Genomic DNA, 16,542 nt, shown 5'->3' on the forward strand with positions numbered 1-16,542 from the left:
TTTACTCTGCCTTTTCAGTTGCAACAATTTCACCTTGAGGGTGAGAAAGATGAAAATCATCAAAGAAGGTGTAACGACCCGGTTTTAGTGGTGCTATCACAACGACAGAATTTGCGCCAGGCGCTAATACTTTTTCTTTACGTAACTGTGTACTTTCAAATTCAACAGGGCTGGTGCCTGTATTACGGATTTTTATTCTAATGGGGGTTTTGGCAGGTACTTCGAGCACTTGAGGAATAAGTTCACCATCTTTCATTTCTAATTCAACGGTGTATTTCTCTGCAGCAAAAACAGAGCTTGTTATCATTAATAGCAGTAATAACGTATATTTATAGAGATGTTTCATCATCAGCGTTTCACTTAAAAAAGAGAAAAAGGATAAACCCAATATTGTTGGGCTTATCCGTTATCAAGCTAATTAATAACTACCTTTACGACCTGTGCCGCTATAGGTGAAATCCCATGAAACTTCAAAGGGTTCAAACCAAGGCGCAACACCCGTTTCTTTGTCGATATGGCGACCAAATGTAATATCTTTATTGTATGAAGGTGGGTAAATCTTATAAGTGACATTATATTGACCATTACCATCGAGTTTCAGATTCTCGCCATAGTGAGGGCCATCATTAGCCACCATTGCCATAAAAACGCCTTGTTGTTTTTTCGCTGGCGCATCTGATTTTGTCACGGTGTATTCAACAGTGAGGTAAGGTATCCAGTCACCTTCCGCGAAGCCATTAGGATTATCTTCTGTAGCATGGATATCGGCTTCTAAATGGATATCGGCTTTATCAGCTGCAAGATGGTTCATCGCATGATGACCTTCTTCGGTATCCATAGTGATAGGTTGAAGGTAAACCCCCTGAATTTCCATGCCATTTTTAATAATAGGATGGCCTACAGGGTACTCTAGAGCAAAAGCCGAGGTTGAGAGAAATGATAATGCAGTAAGAGAGAGTGCATAGCGATATTTCATGTTTAACCCTTATTTCAAATGATAATTGTTATTATTCTTAATTAGGTTAACACAATTTGTATTAGAAATAGGAGATAATCTATACGAAAAATATCGCTTAAGTTTACGAAAGAAACAGTGAAAAATGTATTAACATTTTCTTTTATAAAAGAAAAAAATTTGTTGGTTTAAAGAGAAAGGGTAAATAGAATTGATAATTCTAAGTGATAATGCCTATGAGGAACATCAAATTAAGAGTGATAAATGGAAACCTTATTTATCTTAATAAGATGATAAACAGAAGATTTCCATACCAAGAATATTAAATTTGGCTTTGAGCACTCCAAAATTGTTTGGACTGTGTCAGCGCGATAGCAGAAACTTGCTCTTCATTAGGGGGTAAAAAAAATGCAGGTGTCACTTTTAGCTCTTGAGCAATATGAAAGAGCATATCAACATCAATTTTACATAGCCCATTCTCATATCGTGAAAATTGTTGTTGGCTAATACCCACTCGTTCAGCGACAACCTTTGCTGATAAGCGAAGTTGCTGGCGTTGTTTACGAATTTTATGCCCAATAATTTGAGAAATGGGATAAATCTTTGACATTAGTGACCTCATTCTTCCTATCAACCACCAATAATATTCAATAATTCGAATATCAAGTTTCTGAGATGGATCTTCAAAGTAAACAAGCACTCCGGCTTGAATGAGTAAAATCCATTCTATAGTGTTATCGGTTAATGGGATGAATTATTTATACCCGGCAGGCTATAAGATGATATTAATTTTTATTAAACTATTTTGATATCCTTCTTTTTTCTAGCAGGATAATCGAGAAAAATTTGATAAACAGTGCTATATATTGCCTAAACACCATTTTATCCATTATTTGCACTCGCATTTATGATTAATAAAGAGTAAATAATGAGGCTATAACAAAAATGATAAAGCCCTCTTTGACTGTGTTTATACTCGAAAATACCTTTTATATTTTTTATGATGGGCTATTTTTGAGTTTTTTTTTATTTGAACCAAATTTTCCTTCTTAAATAGCACTAAAGCTACGTACCTCTTTTTACTTTATTGAAATTAATAAAATTACATTCACTTCCAATACTCTATGGCGTTAAGATTGTTATCTATAATACTTAGGTAGATTATGAGTATTACTGGTAATTATCTATTTATCGTCAAGGTCGAGATTATGAATGTAAAAGATATCATTCGTCATGAACCATTTGGAACATTGCTAGGTTATGCGCCTGGCGGTGTCGCGATTTACTCTTCAGATTACAGTAGTATCGATAAAGAAGACTATGCCGCTAATGATTCATTCCGTAGCTATATTGGCAATGAATATATGGGGCACAAGTGGCAGTGTGTTGAGTTTGCTCGTCGTTTCCTTTATCTGCATTACGGCGCTGTATTTACTGATGTAGGAATGGCTTATGAGATTTTCTCATTACGTTTTTTACGTAAAACCATTGATGACGATATATTACCTCTCCAAGCATTTGCTAATGGTGGTAAGCAGGCACCAGCGGTTGGTGCCTTACTGATTTGGCAAGAAGGTGGTGAGTTTAAAGTGACCGGTCATGTTGCTGTGATCACTGAAGTGCTTGAAGATAAAATCCGTATTGCAGAACAAAACGTTATCCATACTAGATTACCCGCAGGCCAGCAATGGACACGAGAATTACCGCTTCTCATCAGTGATAACGGCTACTTTGTTCAAGATACTTTTGATAACACAACGCTTTTAGGTTGGATGATCCAAACGGAACCTAATGCTTATAGTCTTCCTCAGCCTAAAATCACACCTAAACTGTTAAATATTCATGCTGAAAAACTTGAAAATAAAGGTCAATTCGATGGGAAATGGTTAGATGAAAACTCACCTCTAGAAAAAGCCTATGTTCTAGCGCAACACGGTCATATCATCAATCAAAACAGCTACGAATACTTCACCATTTCAGAAAGCGCCGAACAAGAACTTATTCGAGCAAGCAATGAGATGCATTTGATGTATTTGCATGCGACCGAAAAAGTATTAAAAGACGATAATTTATTACGTTTGTTCGATATCCCTGACGTGTTATGGCCTCGTATTCGTTTGTCATGGCAAAACAGGCGCCATCAAATGATCACGGGACGATTAGATTTTTGTATGGATGAACGTGGTGTCAAAGTATATGAATATAATGCGGACTCCGCCTCTTGCCACACAGAAGCAGGCTTAATTATTGAAAAATGGGCGCAACAAAGTGGAATTAAAGAAGGTTTTAATCCTGGTGAGCGCTTACTTGATGCATTAGCTGATGCTTGGAAACACAGTGATGCGAAACCTTTTGTGCATATTCTTCAAGATGATGATAGTGAAGAAGATTACCATGCACTCTTTATGCAACAATCACTGACCCAAGCCGGTTATGAGAGCAAAATTCTACGTGGATTAGATGAACTTCATTGGAATAATCGTGGTCAATTAATTGATGCAGATAAACGTGTTGTTGAATGTGTCTGGAAAACATGGGCTTGGGAAACGGCTTTAGATCAACTCAGAGAAGAGAGTGAACAACAAGCACTTATTCCTATACGTACAGGACATCCTGAAGGTGAAGTACGTTTAGTCGATGTACTTTTGCGTCCTGAAATTACGGTTTTTGAGCCTCTTTGGACACTTATTCCTAGTAATAAAGCAATTTTACCAGTTTTATGGCAACTGTTCCCTGATAATCCTTATTTACTAGATACGGATTTTAAAGTGACTCCTCATCTTGCACAAAGTGGTTATGCAGTTAAACCGATAGCAGGTCGTTGTGGCAGTAACATTGGTCTAGTTGATCATAAAGAAAATGTGTTAGATAAAACCCACGGTCAATTTGATCACCAAGAAAATATTTATCAGGAATTATGGTGTTTACCAAAAGTAGCAAATCGTTATATTCAAGTTTGCACATTTACAGTTGGTGGTCATTACGGCGGTTGTTGCTTACGTTCTGATCCTACGCTGGTAATTAAAAAAGAGAGTGATATAGAACCGTTGATCGTGATTGAAGATAAACACTTTTTAGTAAAATAAGACAACAATACCTTGGTATTAATAATAGCCCGCTTTATTGGCGGGTTTGTTTTAAATAGCAGTCGATGTTGAGGTGAATAATAAAAATGATGAAAACATTCTTAACCCTTGATGAGTTATTGGCATCACTTTCAACACTTGAGTCAAATGAATGGATATATACTGAGATTTCAATGTGGAATAGTCATCCAGAACAGGCCGTTTTTTATTATATTCCTTGGGATTACATCCAAGAATTACCGGATGATGAGATTTATCTTGATGACGAAAAAATGGAAATGCCAAAAGCTGTTGAAGATAAAAATTTACGTGGCTGGATGGTGATTTGTGATTTGGCATTATTTTATCAAACTCAACAAGTTGAACAAAAAACCTTACAGTGGATCATTGAAGAAATTAACTATTATCGTGAGTATGATGCTTTTCGGTGTTTGAGTTAGATGTTGCTTATTAGCAATAAAGATTAAATAATTAGCTGTAATATATTGATAACTAATGATTTTATTTGTAATTCTTTAATAAAGAATGTTTTCGATGTTAGGCCAATCATCAGCATAATGATCTGTCATTAATAAAAAACACTCAGCAATAGCTCGATTGAGTGATGTGTGTTCAACCGTGTCATTTTCTACTGAAGTGACAGACCACACTTTGTTCTCTTTGTGATAAGTGCATGACATTTCGCAATCTTCTAATAAAGAGAGTGTATCATCAGCATTTTTGAGTAAATCAAATAGTGCGCCATCGGGATCTAAAGAGCTCCAAACTTTTTCGGTTTCTGTATCAAATTCGATTTCATAACCATAACGACGATAGATAGCCGTTAGGTTTATTTGAAAATCGGTGTAGTGACTATAACGATGAATAGGGGGCTGATAGGTATCTGGCTCTTGGGCTTTTCGATTATTTTTATAGTCTTGGATTTGTTTTTCTCGAGTTTGAGCTCGTTGATAGCCTTCGTTGCCAAATTCTAAAATACGTGCTTTGCGATAAACGTCACTAAAATCTAGTACTGCAGCACCGTAATAAAGCCCTTCATCTGTTTTCACATCCAATAAGTCAACTAAGATATAACGTTTATTCTCAGTGAGTTGTTCTTTATTTAAGATGGTTAAACCAGCATATTCTGCAATAGCGACTATCTGTTGTGTTGAAAATGTCATCTCTTTCATTGGGTTCTCCTTAAGAAATTACATGCTTTCCTTGATCTGTTTTTTCAACCACTGAATGAAAAGCTGTACTTTGGCATTATTCTTTTCATTTCGAGTGACAAGGTAATAACGCTGAGCACAAAAAAGTTCGCTATTATCAAAAGGGATAATTAATTCTTTATTGGCCAGCTGTTTCTGCACTAAACGCTTTCTTCCCATTGCGACACCCGAGTGATTAACGGCAGCAATCACAGCAAGATCAGAACGGTCAAAACAGATATTACTGCGATTAGGGAAAAGTGAAAGCCCCATATATTCGCTCCAAGCTCGCCATTCATCAAAATCAGAGTTGTTACTCCATGCTTGTCTATCATGTAGCAATGTGCAATTAGAGAGATGATGAATATTGTTTATAAGCTCATGTTTTTTGGCGTATTCAGGACTGCATACCGGAATAATCGATTCTGAAATTAAGTCTTCGCAATAAAGATTTTGTAGTTGTTTATCATCAAAATAGATTGCGAGATCAATACCATAGCCTCGAAAATTAATATCATCATTTCCTGTGAGCAGATTTAATTCAATGGATGGGTAACGTTCAGTAAAATCTGAAATACGAGGAACTAACCAACATTGAGCAATGGAAGGACGTGAATAAACGGTAAGCACACCAGATATTTCTTGGTTATGGATATCTAAAATTTCTTGGTTAATGTCTTCTAACGTTTTTTTAAGTGCCCAATAAATGCGTTCACCTTCTTCTGTTAGTTCAATTCGGCGATGAAAGCGGTCAAATAGCTTAATACCTAATTCTTCTTCTAGTGTATTAATACGATGGCTAATAGCACTGGGAGTTAATGACAGCTCCTCTGCTGCTAAAGCAAATGAAAGGTGACGACCGGTTGCTTCAAAAGTGTGAAGTCTGGCTAATTGATAACTGGATAATCGTTTATTTCTTAAAATCACGCTAGAAGATTCAAACATTCTTTTATTCTCATTTTATTGTTGATAGTAACGTTAGTTAACAATCAAGGTAATGTTAAGATGAAATACCATGCTATCACTCATCAAAATGTGATTATTTGTGCTTGAGATCACTTATTTGAGTTAATTGAATTCATCTTAGTGTAAATTTTCATCATTTGTAAGTGCCGAATGATTAATATTCAATATGTTTAACAATAAATAAAAGATTTGGGATGGATATATGGATTCAACATTATGGGTACTAGGTACTCTTATAATTAGTATCTTGCTCATTGTTTTTACTATAATAAAACTTAAGTTTCACCCGTTTCTAGCCTTACTGTTGGCCAGCTTCTTTGTCGGTACTGCAATGAAGATGAACCCTTTAGAAATGGTGAATGCGATTGAAAATGGTATTGGCGGTACACTCGGATTTTTAGCAGCAATTATCGGTTTAGGTACTATTCTTGGTAAAATGATGGAAATATCAGGTGCCGCAGAACGCATCGGTATTACATTGCAAAAGTGTCGTTGGTTATCTCCAGACGTTATTATGGTATTAGTTGGTCTTATTTGTGGTATTACACTTTTTGTTGAAGTTGGTGTGGTATTGCTTATTCCACTTGCTTTCTCTATTGCGAAAAAAACAAATACATCATTATTAAAATTAGCCATCCCTTTATGTACAGCATTAATGGCTGTTCATTGCATTGTTCCTCCTCATCCAGCCGCACTGTTTGTTACTAATGAATTGGGCGCAGATATGGGAACCGTGATTGTTGCAGGTCTTGCTGTTGGTTTAGCTGCTTCATTAGTCGGTGGCCCGTTATTCTTAAAAGTATTAGGTGAGCGTTTGCCGTTTAAAACCGTACCTGAAGAATTTTCAGATATGGAAGTTCGTGAAGAAAAAGATTTACCTTCACTCGGCGCTACTCTTTTTACAGTATTATTGCCAATTGTTCTGATGCTGATAAAAACAGCTGCAGAATTAAATATGACAAAAGGTACTTCGCTTTATACTGCATTACAGTTTATTGGTAACCCAATTACTGCGATGTTTATTGCTGCTTTTGTCGCTTATTATGTTTTAGGTATTCGCCGTAATATGGGCATGAATATCTTATTGAAGAAAACAGAAGATAGTTTTAGCTCTATTGCCAATATCTTATTAATCATTGGTGCTGGTGGTGCTTTTAATGGCATCCTAAAAGGCAGTGGTTTAAGTGAATCTTTAGCATTAATTCTTTCTAACTTGGACATGCATCCTATTTTATTGGCTTGGTTGGTCGCCATTATTCTTCATGCTGCTGTTGGTTCTGCAACGGTTGCAATGATGGGGGCTACTGCAATTGTTGCACCATTAATGCCTTTATACCCAGACATTAGCCCTGAAATTATTACCTTAGCGATTGGTTCAGGTGCTATTGGTTGTACCATCGTCACAGACTCACTGTTTTGGTTAGTGAAACAGTATTGTAATGCAACTTTAAGTGAAACTTTTCGTTTTTACAGTGTCGCGACCTTTATTGCCTCCTTTGTCGCATTAGGCGGTACATTTATGCTTTCTTTTGTCATATAAAAGAGAACGACTATGAGCCATATAGATATAAATAAACTAATAAGTAATTTTCCACTAGTTCGTGACTTAGTGGACTTAAAAGAAGTGGTTTGGTTTAACCCAAAAGTGACCACCACTGACCAGGGACTTCCATATGTTGGTTTAACGCAAGATGACGTAATTGATGCACAAGCACGGTTACAACGTTTTGCACCTTATTTAGCTAAAGCATTTCCAGAAACAGCGGTTACTCAAGGAATTATCGAATCAGAAGTGGTTGATATTCCTAAGATGAAAGTTGCTCTTGAAAAGCGTTATAACACAACCATTAGCGGTCAGTTGCGTTTGAAAAAGGATAGCCATTTACCGATTTCAGGTTCAATTAAAGCGCGAGGTGGAATTTATGAAGTATTAACGCACGCGGAGAAATTGGCAATAAACGCAGGATTACTGAGTACAGATGATAATTATGAAAAATTATTCTCTGATGAATTCCGTAAATTCTTTAGCCAATACAGTATCGCAGTTGGTTCAACAGGCAACTTAGGTATGTCTATTGGGATCATGAGTGCGAAATTAGGCTTTAGTGTAAGCGTTCATATGTCTGCTGATGCACGTCAGTGGAAAAAAGACAAATTACGTTCCCATGGCGTTAATGTTGTTGAATATGAACAAGATTACAGTATTGCTGTAGAAGAAGGTCGTAAACAAGCAGAAAAAGATCCTAACTGTTTCTTTATTGATGATGAAAACTCAAAAACCTTATTCTTGGGTTATGCCGTTGCCGGATTACGTTTGAAACGTCAATTTAAAGAACAAGGTGTTCGTGTTGATAGTGAACATCCTCTGTTTGTTTATCTGCCTTGTGGTGTTGGTGGTGGTCCTGGTGGTGTTGCGTTTGGGCTAAAGCTGGCATTTGGTGATGCTGTGCACTGTTTATTTGCTGAGCCAACACATTCACCTTGTATGTTATTGGGGGTTTATACCCAGTTACATGAAGGTATTTCAGTACAAGAAATTGGTATCGACAACGTGACTGCTGCTGATGGTCTGGCTGTTGGTCGCGCATCAGGCTTCGTGGGGCGTGCAATGGAGCGCTTAATTGATGGTTATTACACTATTGATGATCAAGAGCTTTATGACTTGCTAAGTCTGTTAAATAAAGAAGAAGGAATTAAGTTAGAACCTTCGGCATTAGCAGGAATGGCAGGAGCTGTACATGTCACTCAAGCTAAAGATTATCTGCAAGGTTTATCACTAGACAGTCAAAAAATGCAAAATGCAACGCATTTAGTATGGGCTACAGGTGGTGGTATGGTTCCAGCAGATGAAATGCAAAAATATCTCGCTCAAGGAAAATAGAGCGTAGATCCGGGACGATAAGGTTTGTTTTTTATCGTTCCATATAAAATAAAAGGGAGTAGTGCGAGTATCCAATAATTATTATATAAAACAATAATATAGTAACAATGGATTAAACCAAGTGTTACATCAAACATTCACACCAGGATGTCACACCAGGGGAAAATGTCGTAGTATTATAATCATAAAAAAAGAGGCACCCATTGGGTGCCTCGCTTATTTTTATGCTATTCAATATTATGTTTATTCTAAAATAAACATGCCATAAGGATGAATTTGGAGGTAATAACTATCACCGACATTTGGTTGAAGCTGTGTGGCATTGACTTGTAATAGCAAAGTCTGATTTTGCCATTCGACGGTTACTTCATACTGAGGCCCCATATAAGCCACATGCACGATTTTACATTGCTGGCAGGCATCGCCTTGTTGAGATAAGGTGATAGCCTCTGGTCTAACTCCAACTCTAACGTCTGTTTTAGTGGTGTTAAATGTATCTGGCTTTGGTAGACGATATTGGAAGATATCAACATAATCAGGGCCTAATGTTGCTGGGAATAAGTTTGCATCTCCCATAAAGCTGGCCATAAATTCAGAAGCCGGTTGGCGATAAAGAGTTTGTGGTGAGCCTAATTGCATTATCTTGCCTTTATTCATCACCAATACCATATCAGAAACCGCAAATGCTTCACTTTGATCATGGGTTACGTAAAGAGAAGTGATATTAAACTGTTGTTGTAATTCACGAATTTTCTCTCTCATGCTACGACGTAAATTAGCATCAAGGTTACTCAGAGGTTCATCAAAAAGCAGTACTTTCGGTTTTAAAATTAAGGCGCGAGCTAATGCAACTCGTTGTTGTTGGCCGCCTGAAATTTGGTCAACAAAACGATCTTCAAAGCCGGCTAAATCCACCAGCTCTAAGGCTTCAGTCACTCGTTGTTTTATTTCTGCTTTAGGGCGCCCAAGCATTTTTAAGCCATAACCAATGTTTTCCCCTAATGACATATGAGGGAAAAGGGCATAAGACTGAAACACCATACAGATATCACGTTGTTGAATTGAGCGTTCAGTGACATCTTCACCATCAATAAAGATCTTACCTTCTGTCGGTTTTTCTAACCCAGCAACTAAACGTAAAACGGTTGTTTTACCACAGCCAGAAGGTCCTAATAATGAAACCATTTTTCCTTGTGGAATAGACAAGCTGAGATCTTCAATAACTGTGTTAGAGCCAAAACGCTTAATAACATTTTTCAGTTCAACGAAATGTTGTTGTGTCATGATTTATACTCCGTATTACTGTGCATTTTTGGCTTTAGAGCGTGAAACACGGGCTTCGCCAATCAAATAGTCAAATAAGAAAATAATTGCCAACATGACGATGATTAAAATCGAGCCGTAGGCAATTGCGACACCGTATTCACCATCTTCAACACGGTTTAAAATATAAGCAGTTGCAACACGTGTATCTGGTGTAACAAGGAAAACAATGGCACTGACTGTGGTAATTGCACGCACAAAGCTATAAATCAGCGCAGACAAAATAGCTGGGCGCAATAACGGTAATAGCACATAGAAAATCGTTCTCATTGAATTTGCTCTTAAGCTTAAAGAGGCTTCATCAAGCGATTTATCAATTTGGCCTAATCCCGCAATACCTGCACGTATCCCTACTGGCACATTACGCATTGTCATAGAGATAATCACAATCGCCGCAGTGCCCGTTAAATAGAACGGTGAGTCGTTAAACGCAAGAATATAAGAGACACCCGCAACAGTCCCTGGTACAGCGAAACAAAGCATTGTTGTGAACTCAATACTTTTCTTACCTTTAAAGTCTTGGCGCACGACGATATAGGCGATTAACAATCCAAGAATGGCTGTAATAGGCGCAGCAATACCTGCATATAACAAGGTATCCAACAATGAAGGCCATGCACCGTCACTCATTCCTTGACCAAATAACTTGATAAAGTTATCAAGGGTTAAGGTGTAATCAACACCCCAGTTAACGGTAAAGCTACCGTAGAAAATACTGCCATATAAGAAGATATTAAACACAACCCAAATGCCAAGAACAGTTGTTACAAATGCAATCAAAGACGATGGCAAAGGTTGAACATCACCACGATAGGATTTTCCTGATACGGTGACGTAAGAGCGTTTACCAATCCACATATACTGTACGCAGAACACTAATAGTGAGAAAACTAACAGTGACGCACCTAATGTACTGGCTGATTGATAATCTAATTGAGAACCTGTGATATAGAAATAAATCTGTGTGGCGATAACGTCAAAGTTACCCCCTAAAACCAATGGGTTACTGAAGTCAGCAAGAGATTGCACAATCACAATTAAAAATGCATTGGCTAACGCGGGCTTAAGTAACGGCATAAAGACGTTAAAGAAGGTTTGATAACGGTTGGCTCTTAAGGTGTAAGACGCTTCTTCTAATGAAGGATGAATGGTTTTAATGGCACCGTCTAAAATCATAAACGACATTGGGGTAAAGGCGAGAACTTGGGCCAACCAAATCCCTGTAAAGCCGTATAACCAGTTGGTATTTTCAAGCCCTGCATAAGTGGCAAGAAACTCTGTCACATAACCAGAGCGCCCCATCATAAGTGTGACCCCTAAACCGACAACAAAAGGAGGTGTTACGATAGGTAAGATAGAAAAGACTCGACCAATAATGGCTGATCGCACCGCAATACGAGATGTATAAATTGCTAGAATTAAACCAAAGAAAGTACAACCTATCCCCACAGCAATAGAGAGCATTATGGAGTTGAGCATCACTTGTACAATATGAGCTTGGCTTAAGATAGCAATAAATTCAAATGGAGCGAAATTGCCTGCGCTATCTTTAAACATCGGAATAAAAATAGCGATACTAGGAAAGATAATAAAAGCGCCAATCAGTGCAACAACGGCTATCAAAGAACCAATAACAAAGCTATCACCACCAAGCCATTCCAAGCGTGTTAAGGCGGTTTTCATGATCATTCCCAGAGAAATAAAGAGGATGATCGCAGAGTAACCTAAACCTCGTCCTTCAAGCGTTGCACTAACTATCGTAATAACAGCACAAAGTAAGGCAAAACTTGCATCAAAATAGTGGCGAGAACGAACCTCACGCTTAGGTTCGTTTAATGAACGAAAGAGCAGTAAACTTGGTAATACAAACCAGAGCCAACTGATATTGATACTACTCCAACCGTAAGAGGTGATTAATTCATCTGCTGTAGAATCTAAAAGACCGTAATCAAGGCTCCATGACGGCAGTAACGCAAAAGCCATCCAAGCAATTAGGATCCATAAAAATATGGGATCCCGCCTCTTTTTTTCAGGTAAAGCGAGTGTGTGAGACATAAATCCCCCGAGAGTAAATGTATTTATTATTATGTGAAAAAGAGAGCGAGAGATTATCTCGCTCTGTTAATGAGCTATTTACCCATTTTTACTTCGGTTACCCACTTATTAATCAACTCTTTACGCACTTCACTATCGCCATATTTATCCATGTCGTAGTTGATGAGTTTTAAGTCTGATAATTTCAGTGCCATTGGTGAAGACTCTGCAGAGGTATTCGTTAGGATTTGGTAAGATTTACCTTCTTTCCAACTAATTTCTTGCGCTTCTTTTGAGAGTGTCCAATCTACGAATAATTTAGCATTATCCATATTACGGGCATTTTTGATGATACTGACACCTCCGATTTCATAGCCTGTACCTTCACAAGGTGAAATCAATTCAAGCGGTGCACCATTTTCAACTTCTAATGAGTAATCATGTAAGAAACCAATACCAATGGCGGCTTCACCACGAGCTGCATTTCGCGCTGGGGCAATACCTGATTTGGTGTATTGAGAGATATTAGTATTGATTTTCTTCAGATAATCAAAGGCTTGTTCAGTGCCCCATAACTGGTCAAAGGTTGCCAGTGCGGTATAAGCAGTTCCTGAACTTTGTGGATCGGCGATTTGAATTTCACCTTTATACTCAGGTTTGATTAAATCTTTCCAACAAGTTGGAATAGCAATCCCTTTTTCTTTTAAACGATCTTTATTCACGCCGAAGCCTAAGATACCGACATAAACTGCAGAAGAGTAGTTACCTTTGCGTTTAGCTGGATCACGAAACTGTGGCATTATCTGATCAAGATTTGGTGAAACATAAGGTTCTAACAGATCCATTTCACCTGCTTGAGAGTGAGGGTCCATCGTTCCACCATACCAAACATCAGCTTGTGGGTTACGTTTTTCAGCTTCAATTTTAGCTAAAGTACTTCCCGAACCATTACGAACGAAAGTTGTTTTAACATCATATTTTTCGGCAAAGGCTTTTGTTTCAGCTTCACACATTGCATTTGTCGCACTACAGTAAACCACTAAGCGACCTGCAGCGTGGGTTGATAAGCTAACAGCAGAAAGTGCCAGACCTGCAGCAACAAGTGTAGAGAGGGTTTTCAATTTCATGTTCAGAACCTTTTAAATGTGTCGTCATCGGAAAATGAAAGAGGGCCTACTAAATGCTCTTGTTTGCTGACATCAGCAATCAACAATGGCATTAGCAGTAGTCCCATTAAGGCCGCAGCACTGGTTAATAATGCAAACATCCCAGTCCAACCATAATGCGCCATGACCTGACTTAATGGCCAACCTGCCATTGCAGCCCCTAAGTAAGCATACAATCCCAAGTAGCCAGTTACCGTGCCTGCTGCGTTTTTATGGCAATATTCTGTTGCAGCAAGCCCGATTAACATCTGTGGTCCGAACACGAAGAAACCGATACTAAAAAAACAGGCTGCGAGTAGTGCATAATGATGAATTGGAATTAACCAAAGCGCTGCCACTGCGGTAAAAAGTCCGAGTGAAAACAGCAATATCATTGGTGCTCGTTGGCCTCGGAATAAGAGATCCGAGCCCCAACCTGAACATAGCGCCCCTAATAACCCCCCCACTTCAAATAAAGAGAGGATGGCATTAGCACTCAATAAGTTGGCGCCATGTGTTTCTGATAACCAGATATTTCCCCAATCGTTTATCGCCATACGTATGAGATAAACCAAAATATAAGAAAATCCTAGCAACCAAATCATTCGGTTAAATAAAATGCTCTCTTTCAAAATAGTTAGCATGGGTTTAGGGGGAGAAGCCTGCTCTTGACGTAATTCAAAAACATCTCGCCGCCACACACCCACAGTAGGAAGCCCTTCTTCTGCAGGAGTACCTTTTAATCGCACACACAGCCACAATCCGATGATAATGCCGATAATACCGGGAACAAGCAGTGCGACTTGCCAACTATAATGCGTCGCTAGCCACGCAGTTAAAATAGGAAGACTCATCCCGCCAAGGTTGATTGAGATATTCCATAATCCCCACCAGAAACCACGTTCATTGCGTGAATACCAGTGTGTTAATAACCTTGCACAAGGAGGCCAGCCAAATCCTTGAAAGAAACCATTTAGTGCCCAGACCAAAAGCAGTGCAGGAAACGAAAGGCAATAGGCAAAAATAATATTCATAATGCCTGTCATCACTAATCCCACACCCATAAACCAGCGGTATCCCCATTTATCATGGAAAATACCGGAAACAAATTTAGATAAGCCGTAAGTGAGATAAAAAAGGCTGGCTATCCAACCGATATCTCCTTTATCTAAATTCAATTCAACCTGCATAACGGGCATAACAAAGTTGACGCTTTTACGTGTGAGATAGAAAGTGGCATAACCGATAATCATCGACAGCATTAAGTTTTTGCGCCAAAAGTTATAGGTCTTATTTATTGATGCCGAATTTTTACCTGACATAACATCCTCTTTGATGTTGCAAATGTAAAAAAAATGTCGCGAAAAAGAATGAGATAAGGTTGTAGATGACTAAGACTTATTCTTAGTTTTCACTGTTTTCTTTTGAATTTGTGGGTAAGTTAACAATTATTTTCGTACCATGATGATTTATCACTTCCCATTCTCCGCCTAAAGCGCGAATGCGTTCTTCAATGCCACGTAATCCAAAACCGCTACTTTGTTGTGTTGATAATGATGTGGGGAGCATACCAATGCCATTATCGCTAATGATCAGTCGTAGACGGTTTTTGCTTTGGGTTAACGAAACTTCAATATAGGTTGCATTGGCATGTTTACTAATATTATTTAATAACTCTTGTACCAAACGATAAAGGGTAAAAATTATAGTTTCGTTTTCAGGCTCTTTATCTAATGAATAATTAAAATTACAGGTGATGCCATTGTCATTGAAGGCAAATTCGTTGATTAAATGGTGCAGGGCTTTTTCAAGAGACATTTCTTCTAAAACAGGGGGGCGCAATTGCCGGAGTAGTTGACGTGTAGATTGATGAATTTGTAATGCCAGACGTTCTATTTGTTCACCAGTTTGTCGCGTTTTATCGTTATTGGCTGTTTTCTTCATTAGCATTGATTGAATTTGGATTGCGGTAATATTTTGTCCAATTTCATCATGTAACTCGCGTGCAATCGCTTTTTTCACATCTTCTTCGGTATGAACCAATTGCTCCATCAATTCACGTCTGGCTTGAAGTTCTTGCTCTAGGCGTAATCGATAATGACGTAAATTATGGGCTAATTGCTGTTGGCGACTTATTGCTATCCCTAAACCAATACCAATAATAGCTTGAGTGGTTAAGAACATTTCTAATTCACGTAAGTCATTAAATGCGCCGTTTACTTGGCGAGCAAAGGTAATAATTAAACTTCCGAGTAATGCCGATAATACGCCACCTTGCCAACCATAACGGTAGGCCATAAAGACGTTAGGAATAAAAACGAGAATAACTAATAAGCGCTCTATTTCTGGTGTTAAAAAAAACTGTGCGCTTAATCCAATAAGGCAAAATAGAAATCCCCACATTAATAATGATGTTCTTAACGGAGGATCAGGTGTTCCATCAGAGATTAACGCTCGACTTTGTAATTCACGAAGATATTCATAAAGTAAAAAAACAAAAGGTGCGAGTAATATGCCACCGGTGACTGAGGTCAGAAAAATTCCGCTGGTGGTATTAATAAAAAAGCCAAGAATAAAGGCTTGTAACAGACTATTAAAGCCAACAGCGCCAATTAACAAGGTTAAGCGTTGCCAGTAGAGTGGATACCGCCACCAAATACGTTGAACTTCTAAGGCGATAATTAGGCTTAATAATGGAGAAAGATAAATAATAGCATGGGTAATTAATTGCTCTTGCGTTAGCCAGTAATAAAGCCCCCATTCGGCGAATAACATCGGTAGCCAAAAGCGCCGCCAAAGTAAAATAATCAAGGCTAATCGCAGACCTTGAGGTAAGAAAAGGGCAGCTTGTTGCCCATTTTTACTTAAATAGAAACCAATCACCCAAAGTGATAGCCAAAGTAAAGAGTAGGTGAGTAATAAAAAGAGGGATTGAAGAAGAAAACGCAGTCCTCTTTTCATG

General features: G+C 38.2%; 14 protein-coding genes. 4 read left to right on the forward strand and 10 right to left on the reverse strand.

From position 1 onward, the window contains the following. Position 1: 1 nt before the first annotated feature. From GWI68_RS04690 to GWI68_RS04700, 3 genes are all read right to left on the reverse strand, one after another. The gene (locus GWI68_RS04690; protein ID WP_109407937.1) at positions 2-349 is read right to left on the reverse strand and encodes a cupredoxin domain-containing protein; all 348 of its coding nucleotides are present in this window, start codon (positions 347-349) and stop codon (positions 2-4) included. Between the two features lie 69 nt (positions 350-418). Beyond that, complete coding sequence (locus tag GWI68_RS04695; protein ID WP_109407936.1) at positions 419-976, reverse strand: iron transporter; 558 nt, start codon at positions 974-976, stop codon at positions 419-421. A 301-nt stretch (positions 977-1,277) separates the two neighbouring features. Then, entirely contained in the window at positions 1,278-1,565 is a 288-nt protein-coding gene (locus GWI68_RS04700) for a helix-turn-helix transcriptional regulator (protein WP_036932801.1), read from the reverse strand. A gap of 598 nt (positions 1,566-2,163) precedes the next feature. Here GWI68_RS04700 and gss point away from each other — a divergent pair. Together gss and GWI68_RS04710 are read left to right on the forward strand one after the other, a co-directional pair. Further along, the gene (gene gss, locus GWI68_RS04705) at positions 2,164-4,041 is read left to right on the forward strand and encodes a bifunctional glutathionylspermidine amidase/synthase (protein WP_166539525.1); all 1,878 of its coding nucleotides are present in this window, start codon (positions 2,164-2,166) and stop codon (positions 4,039-4,041) included. A gap of 86 nt (positions 4,042-4,127) precedes the next feature. After that, positions 4,128-4,481: a hypothetical protein gene (locus GWI68_RS04710; protein ID WP_166539526.1), complete on the forward strand. Its 354-nt coding sequence runs from the start codon at positions 4,128-4,130 to the stop codon at positions 4,479-4,481. Positions 4,482-4,556: 75 nt separating this feature from the next. Here the strand turns inward: GWI68_RS04710 and GWI68_RS04715 are convergent, their stop codons facing one another. Both GWI68_RS04715 and dsdC read right to left on the reverse strand, forming a co-directional pair. After that, a complete protein-coding gene (locus tag GWI68_RS04715; protein ID WP_166539527.1) occupies positions 4,557-5,213 on the reverse strand; it encodes a hypothetical protein in 657 nt (218 codons plus the stop codon). Between the two features lie 18 nt (positions 5,214-5,231). After that, entirely contained in the window at positions 5,232-6,176 is a 945-nt protein-coding gene (gene dsdC / locus GWI68_RS04720) for a DNA-binding transcriptional regulator DsdC (protein ID WP_109407933.1), read from the reverse strand. A gap of 223 nt (positions 6,177-6,399) precedes the next feature. On the opposite strand from dsdC, the gene dsdX reads away from it, so the two are divergent. Together dsdX and GWI68_RS04730 are read left to right on the forward strand one after the other, a co-directional pair. After that, positions 6,400-7,737 (forward strand): D-serine transporter DsdX, encoded by a 1,338-nt coding sequence (gene dsdX, locus GWI68_RS04725; protein ID WP_109407932.1) that lies wholly within the window; start codon positions 6,400-6,402, stop codon positions 7,735-7,737. A 12-nt stretch (positions 7,738-7,749) separates the two neighbouring features. Next, positions 7,750-9,078: a D-serine ammonia-lyase gene (locus tag GWI68_RS04730; protein WP_166539528.1), complete on the forward strand. Its 1,329-nt coding sequence runs from the start codon at positions 7,750-7,752 to the stop codon at positions 9,076-9,078. Positions 9,079-9,321: 243 nt separating this feature from the next. Here GWI68_RS04730 and fbpC read toward each other — a convergent pair whose 3' ends face one another. The 5 genes from fbpC to GWI68_RS04755 all read right to left on the reverse strand — a co-directional run bounded on the left by fbpC (position 9,322) and on the right by GWI68_RS04755 (position 16,541). After that, entirely contained in the window at positions 9,322-10,362 is a 1,041-nt protein-coding gene (gene fbpC / locus GWI68_RS04735) for a ferric ABC transporter ATP-binding protein (RefSeq protein ID WP_166539529.1), read from the reverse strand. Between the two features lie 15 nt (positions 10,363-10,377). Beyond that, positions 10,378-12,456 carry an iron ABC transporter permease gene (locus GWI68_RS04740; RefSeq protein WP_166539530.1) on the reverse strand — a complete coding sequence of 693 codons (2,079 nt, stop codon included), beginning with the start codon at positions 12,454-12,456 and terminating at the stop codon, positions 10,378-10,380. 74 nt (positions 12,457-12,530) lie between these two features. Continuing rightward, positions 12,531-13,562, reverse strand: coding sequence for an ABC transporter substrate-binding protein (locus GWI68_RS04745; RefSeq protein ID WP_109392034.1), 1,032 nt, complete (start codon positions 13,560-13,562; stop codon positions 12,531-12,533). A 2-nt stretch (positions 13,563-13,564) separates the two neighbouring features. Beyond that, a complete protein-coding gene (gene uhpC, locus GWI68_RS04750; protein ID WP_347877517.1) occupies positions 13,565-14,917 on the reverse strand; it encodes an MFS transporter family glucose-6-phosphate receptor UhpC in 1,353 nt (450 codons plus the stop codon). A 67-nt stretch (positions 14,918-14,984) separates the two neighbouring features. Then, positions 14,985-16,541, reverse strand: coding sequence for an MASE1 domain-containing protein (locus GWI68_RS04755; protein WP_166539532.1), 1,557 nt, complete (start codon positions 16,539-16,541; stop codon positions 14,985-14,987). Position 16,542: the final 1 nt, after the last annotated feature.

Origin of the sequence: Proteus sp. G2669, from assembly GCF_009915245.1 — a bacterium.
Taxonomy (GTDB): Bacteria; Pseudomonadota; Gammaproteobacteria; order Enterobacterales; family Enterobacteriaceae; genus Proteus.

Coding starts and splice junctions, on each gene's coding strand:
- GWI68_RS04695 (WP_109407936.1), bottom strand. CDS start 976: ATGAAATATCGCTATGCACTCTCTCTTACTGCATTATCATTTCTCTCA.
- dsdC (WP_109407933.1), bottom strand. CDS start 6,176: ATGTTTGAATCTTCTAGCGTGATTTTAAGAAATAAACGATTATCCAGT.
- GWI68_RS04730 (WP_166539528.1), top strand. CDS start 7,750: ATGAGCCATATAGATATAAATAAACTAATAAGTAATTTTCCACTAGTT.
- GWI68_RS04700 (WP_036932801.1), bottom strand. CDS start 1,565: ATGTCAAAGATTTATCCCATTTCTCAAATTATTGGGCATAAAATTCGT.
- fbpC (WP_166539529.1), bottom strand. CDS start 10,362: ATGACACAACAACATTTCGTTGAACTGAAAAATGTTATTAAGCGTTTT.
- GWI68_RS04690 (WP_109407937.1), bottom strand. CDS start 349: ATGATGAAACATCTCTATAAATATACGTTATTACTGCTATTAATGATA.
- dsdX (WP_109407932.1), top strand. CDS start 6,400: ATGGATTCAACATTATGGGTACTAGGTACTCTTATAATTAGTATCTTG.
- GWI68_RS04740 (WP_166539530.1), bottom strand. CDS start 12,456: ATGTCTCACACACTCGCTTTACCTGAAAAAAAGAGGCGGGATCCCATA.
- GWI68_RS04710 (WP_166539526.1), top strand. CDS start 4,128: ATGATGAAAACATTCTTAACCCTTGATGAGTTATTGGCATCACTTTCA.
- gss (WP_166539525.1), top strand. CDS start 2,164: ATGAATGTAAAAGATATCATTCGTCATGAACCATTTGGAACATTGCTA.
- GWI68_RS04715 (WP_166539527.1), bottom strand. CDS start 5,213: ATGAAAGAGATGACATTTTCAACACAACAGATAGTCGCTATTGCAGAA.
- GWI68_RS04745 (WP_109392034.1), bottom strand. CDS start 13,562: ATGAAATTGAAAACCCTCTCTACACTTGTTGCTGCAGGTCTGGCACTT.
- GWI68_RS04755 (WP_166539532.1), bottom strand. CDS start 16,541: ATGAAAAGAGGACTGCGTTTTCTTCTTCAATCCCTCTTTTTATTACTC.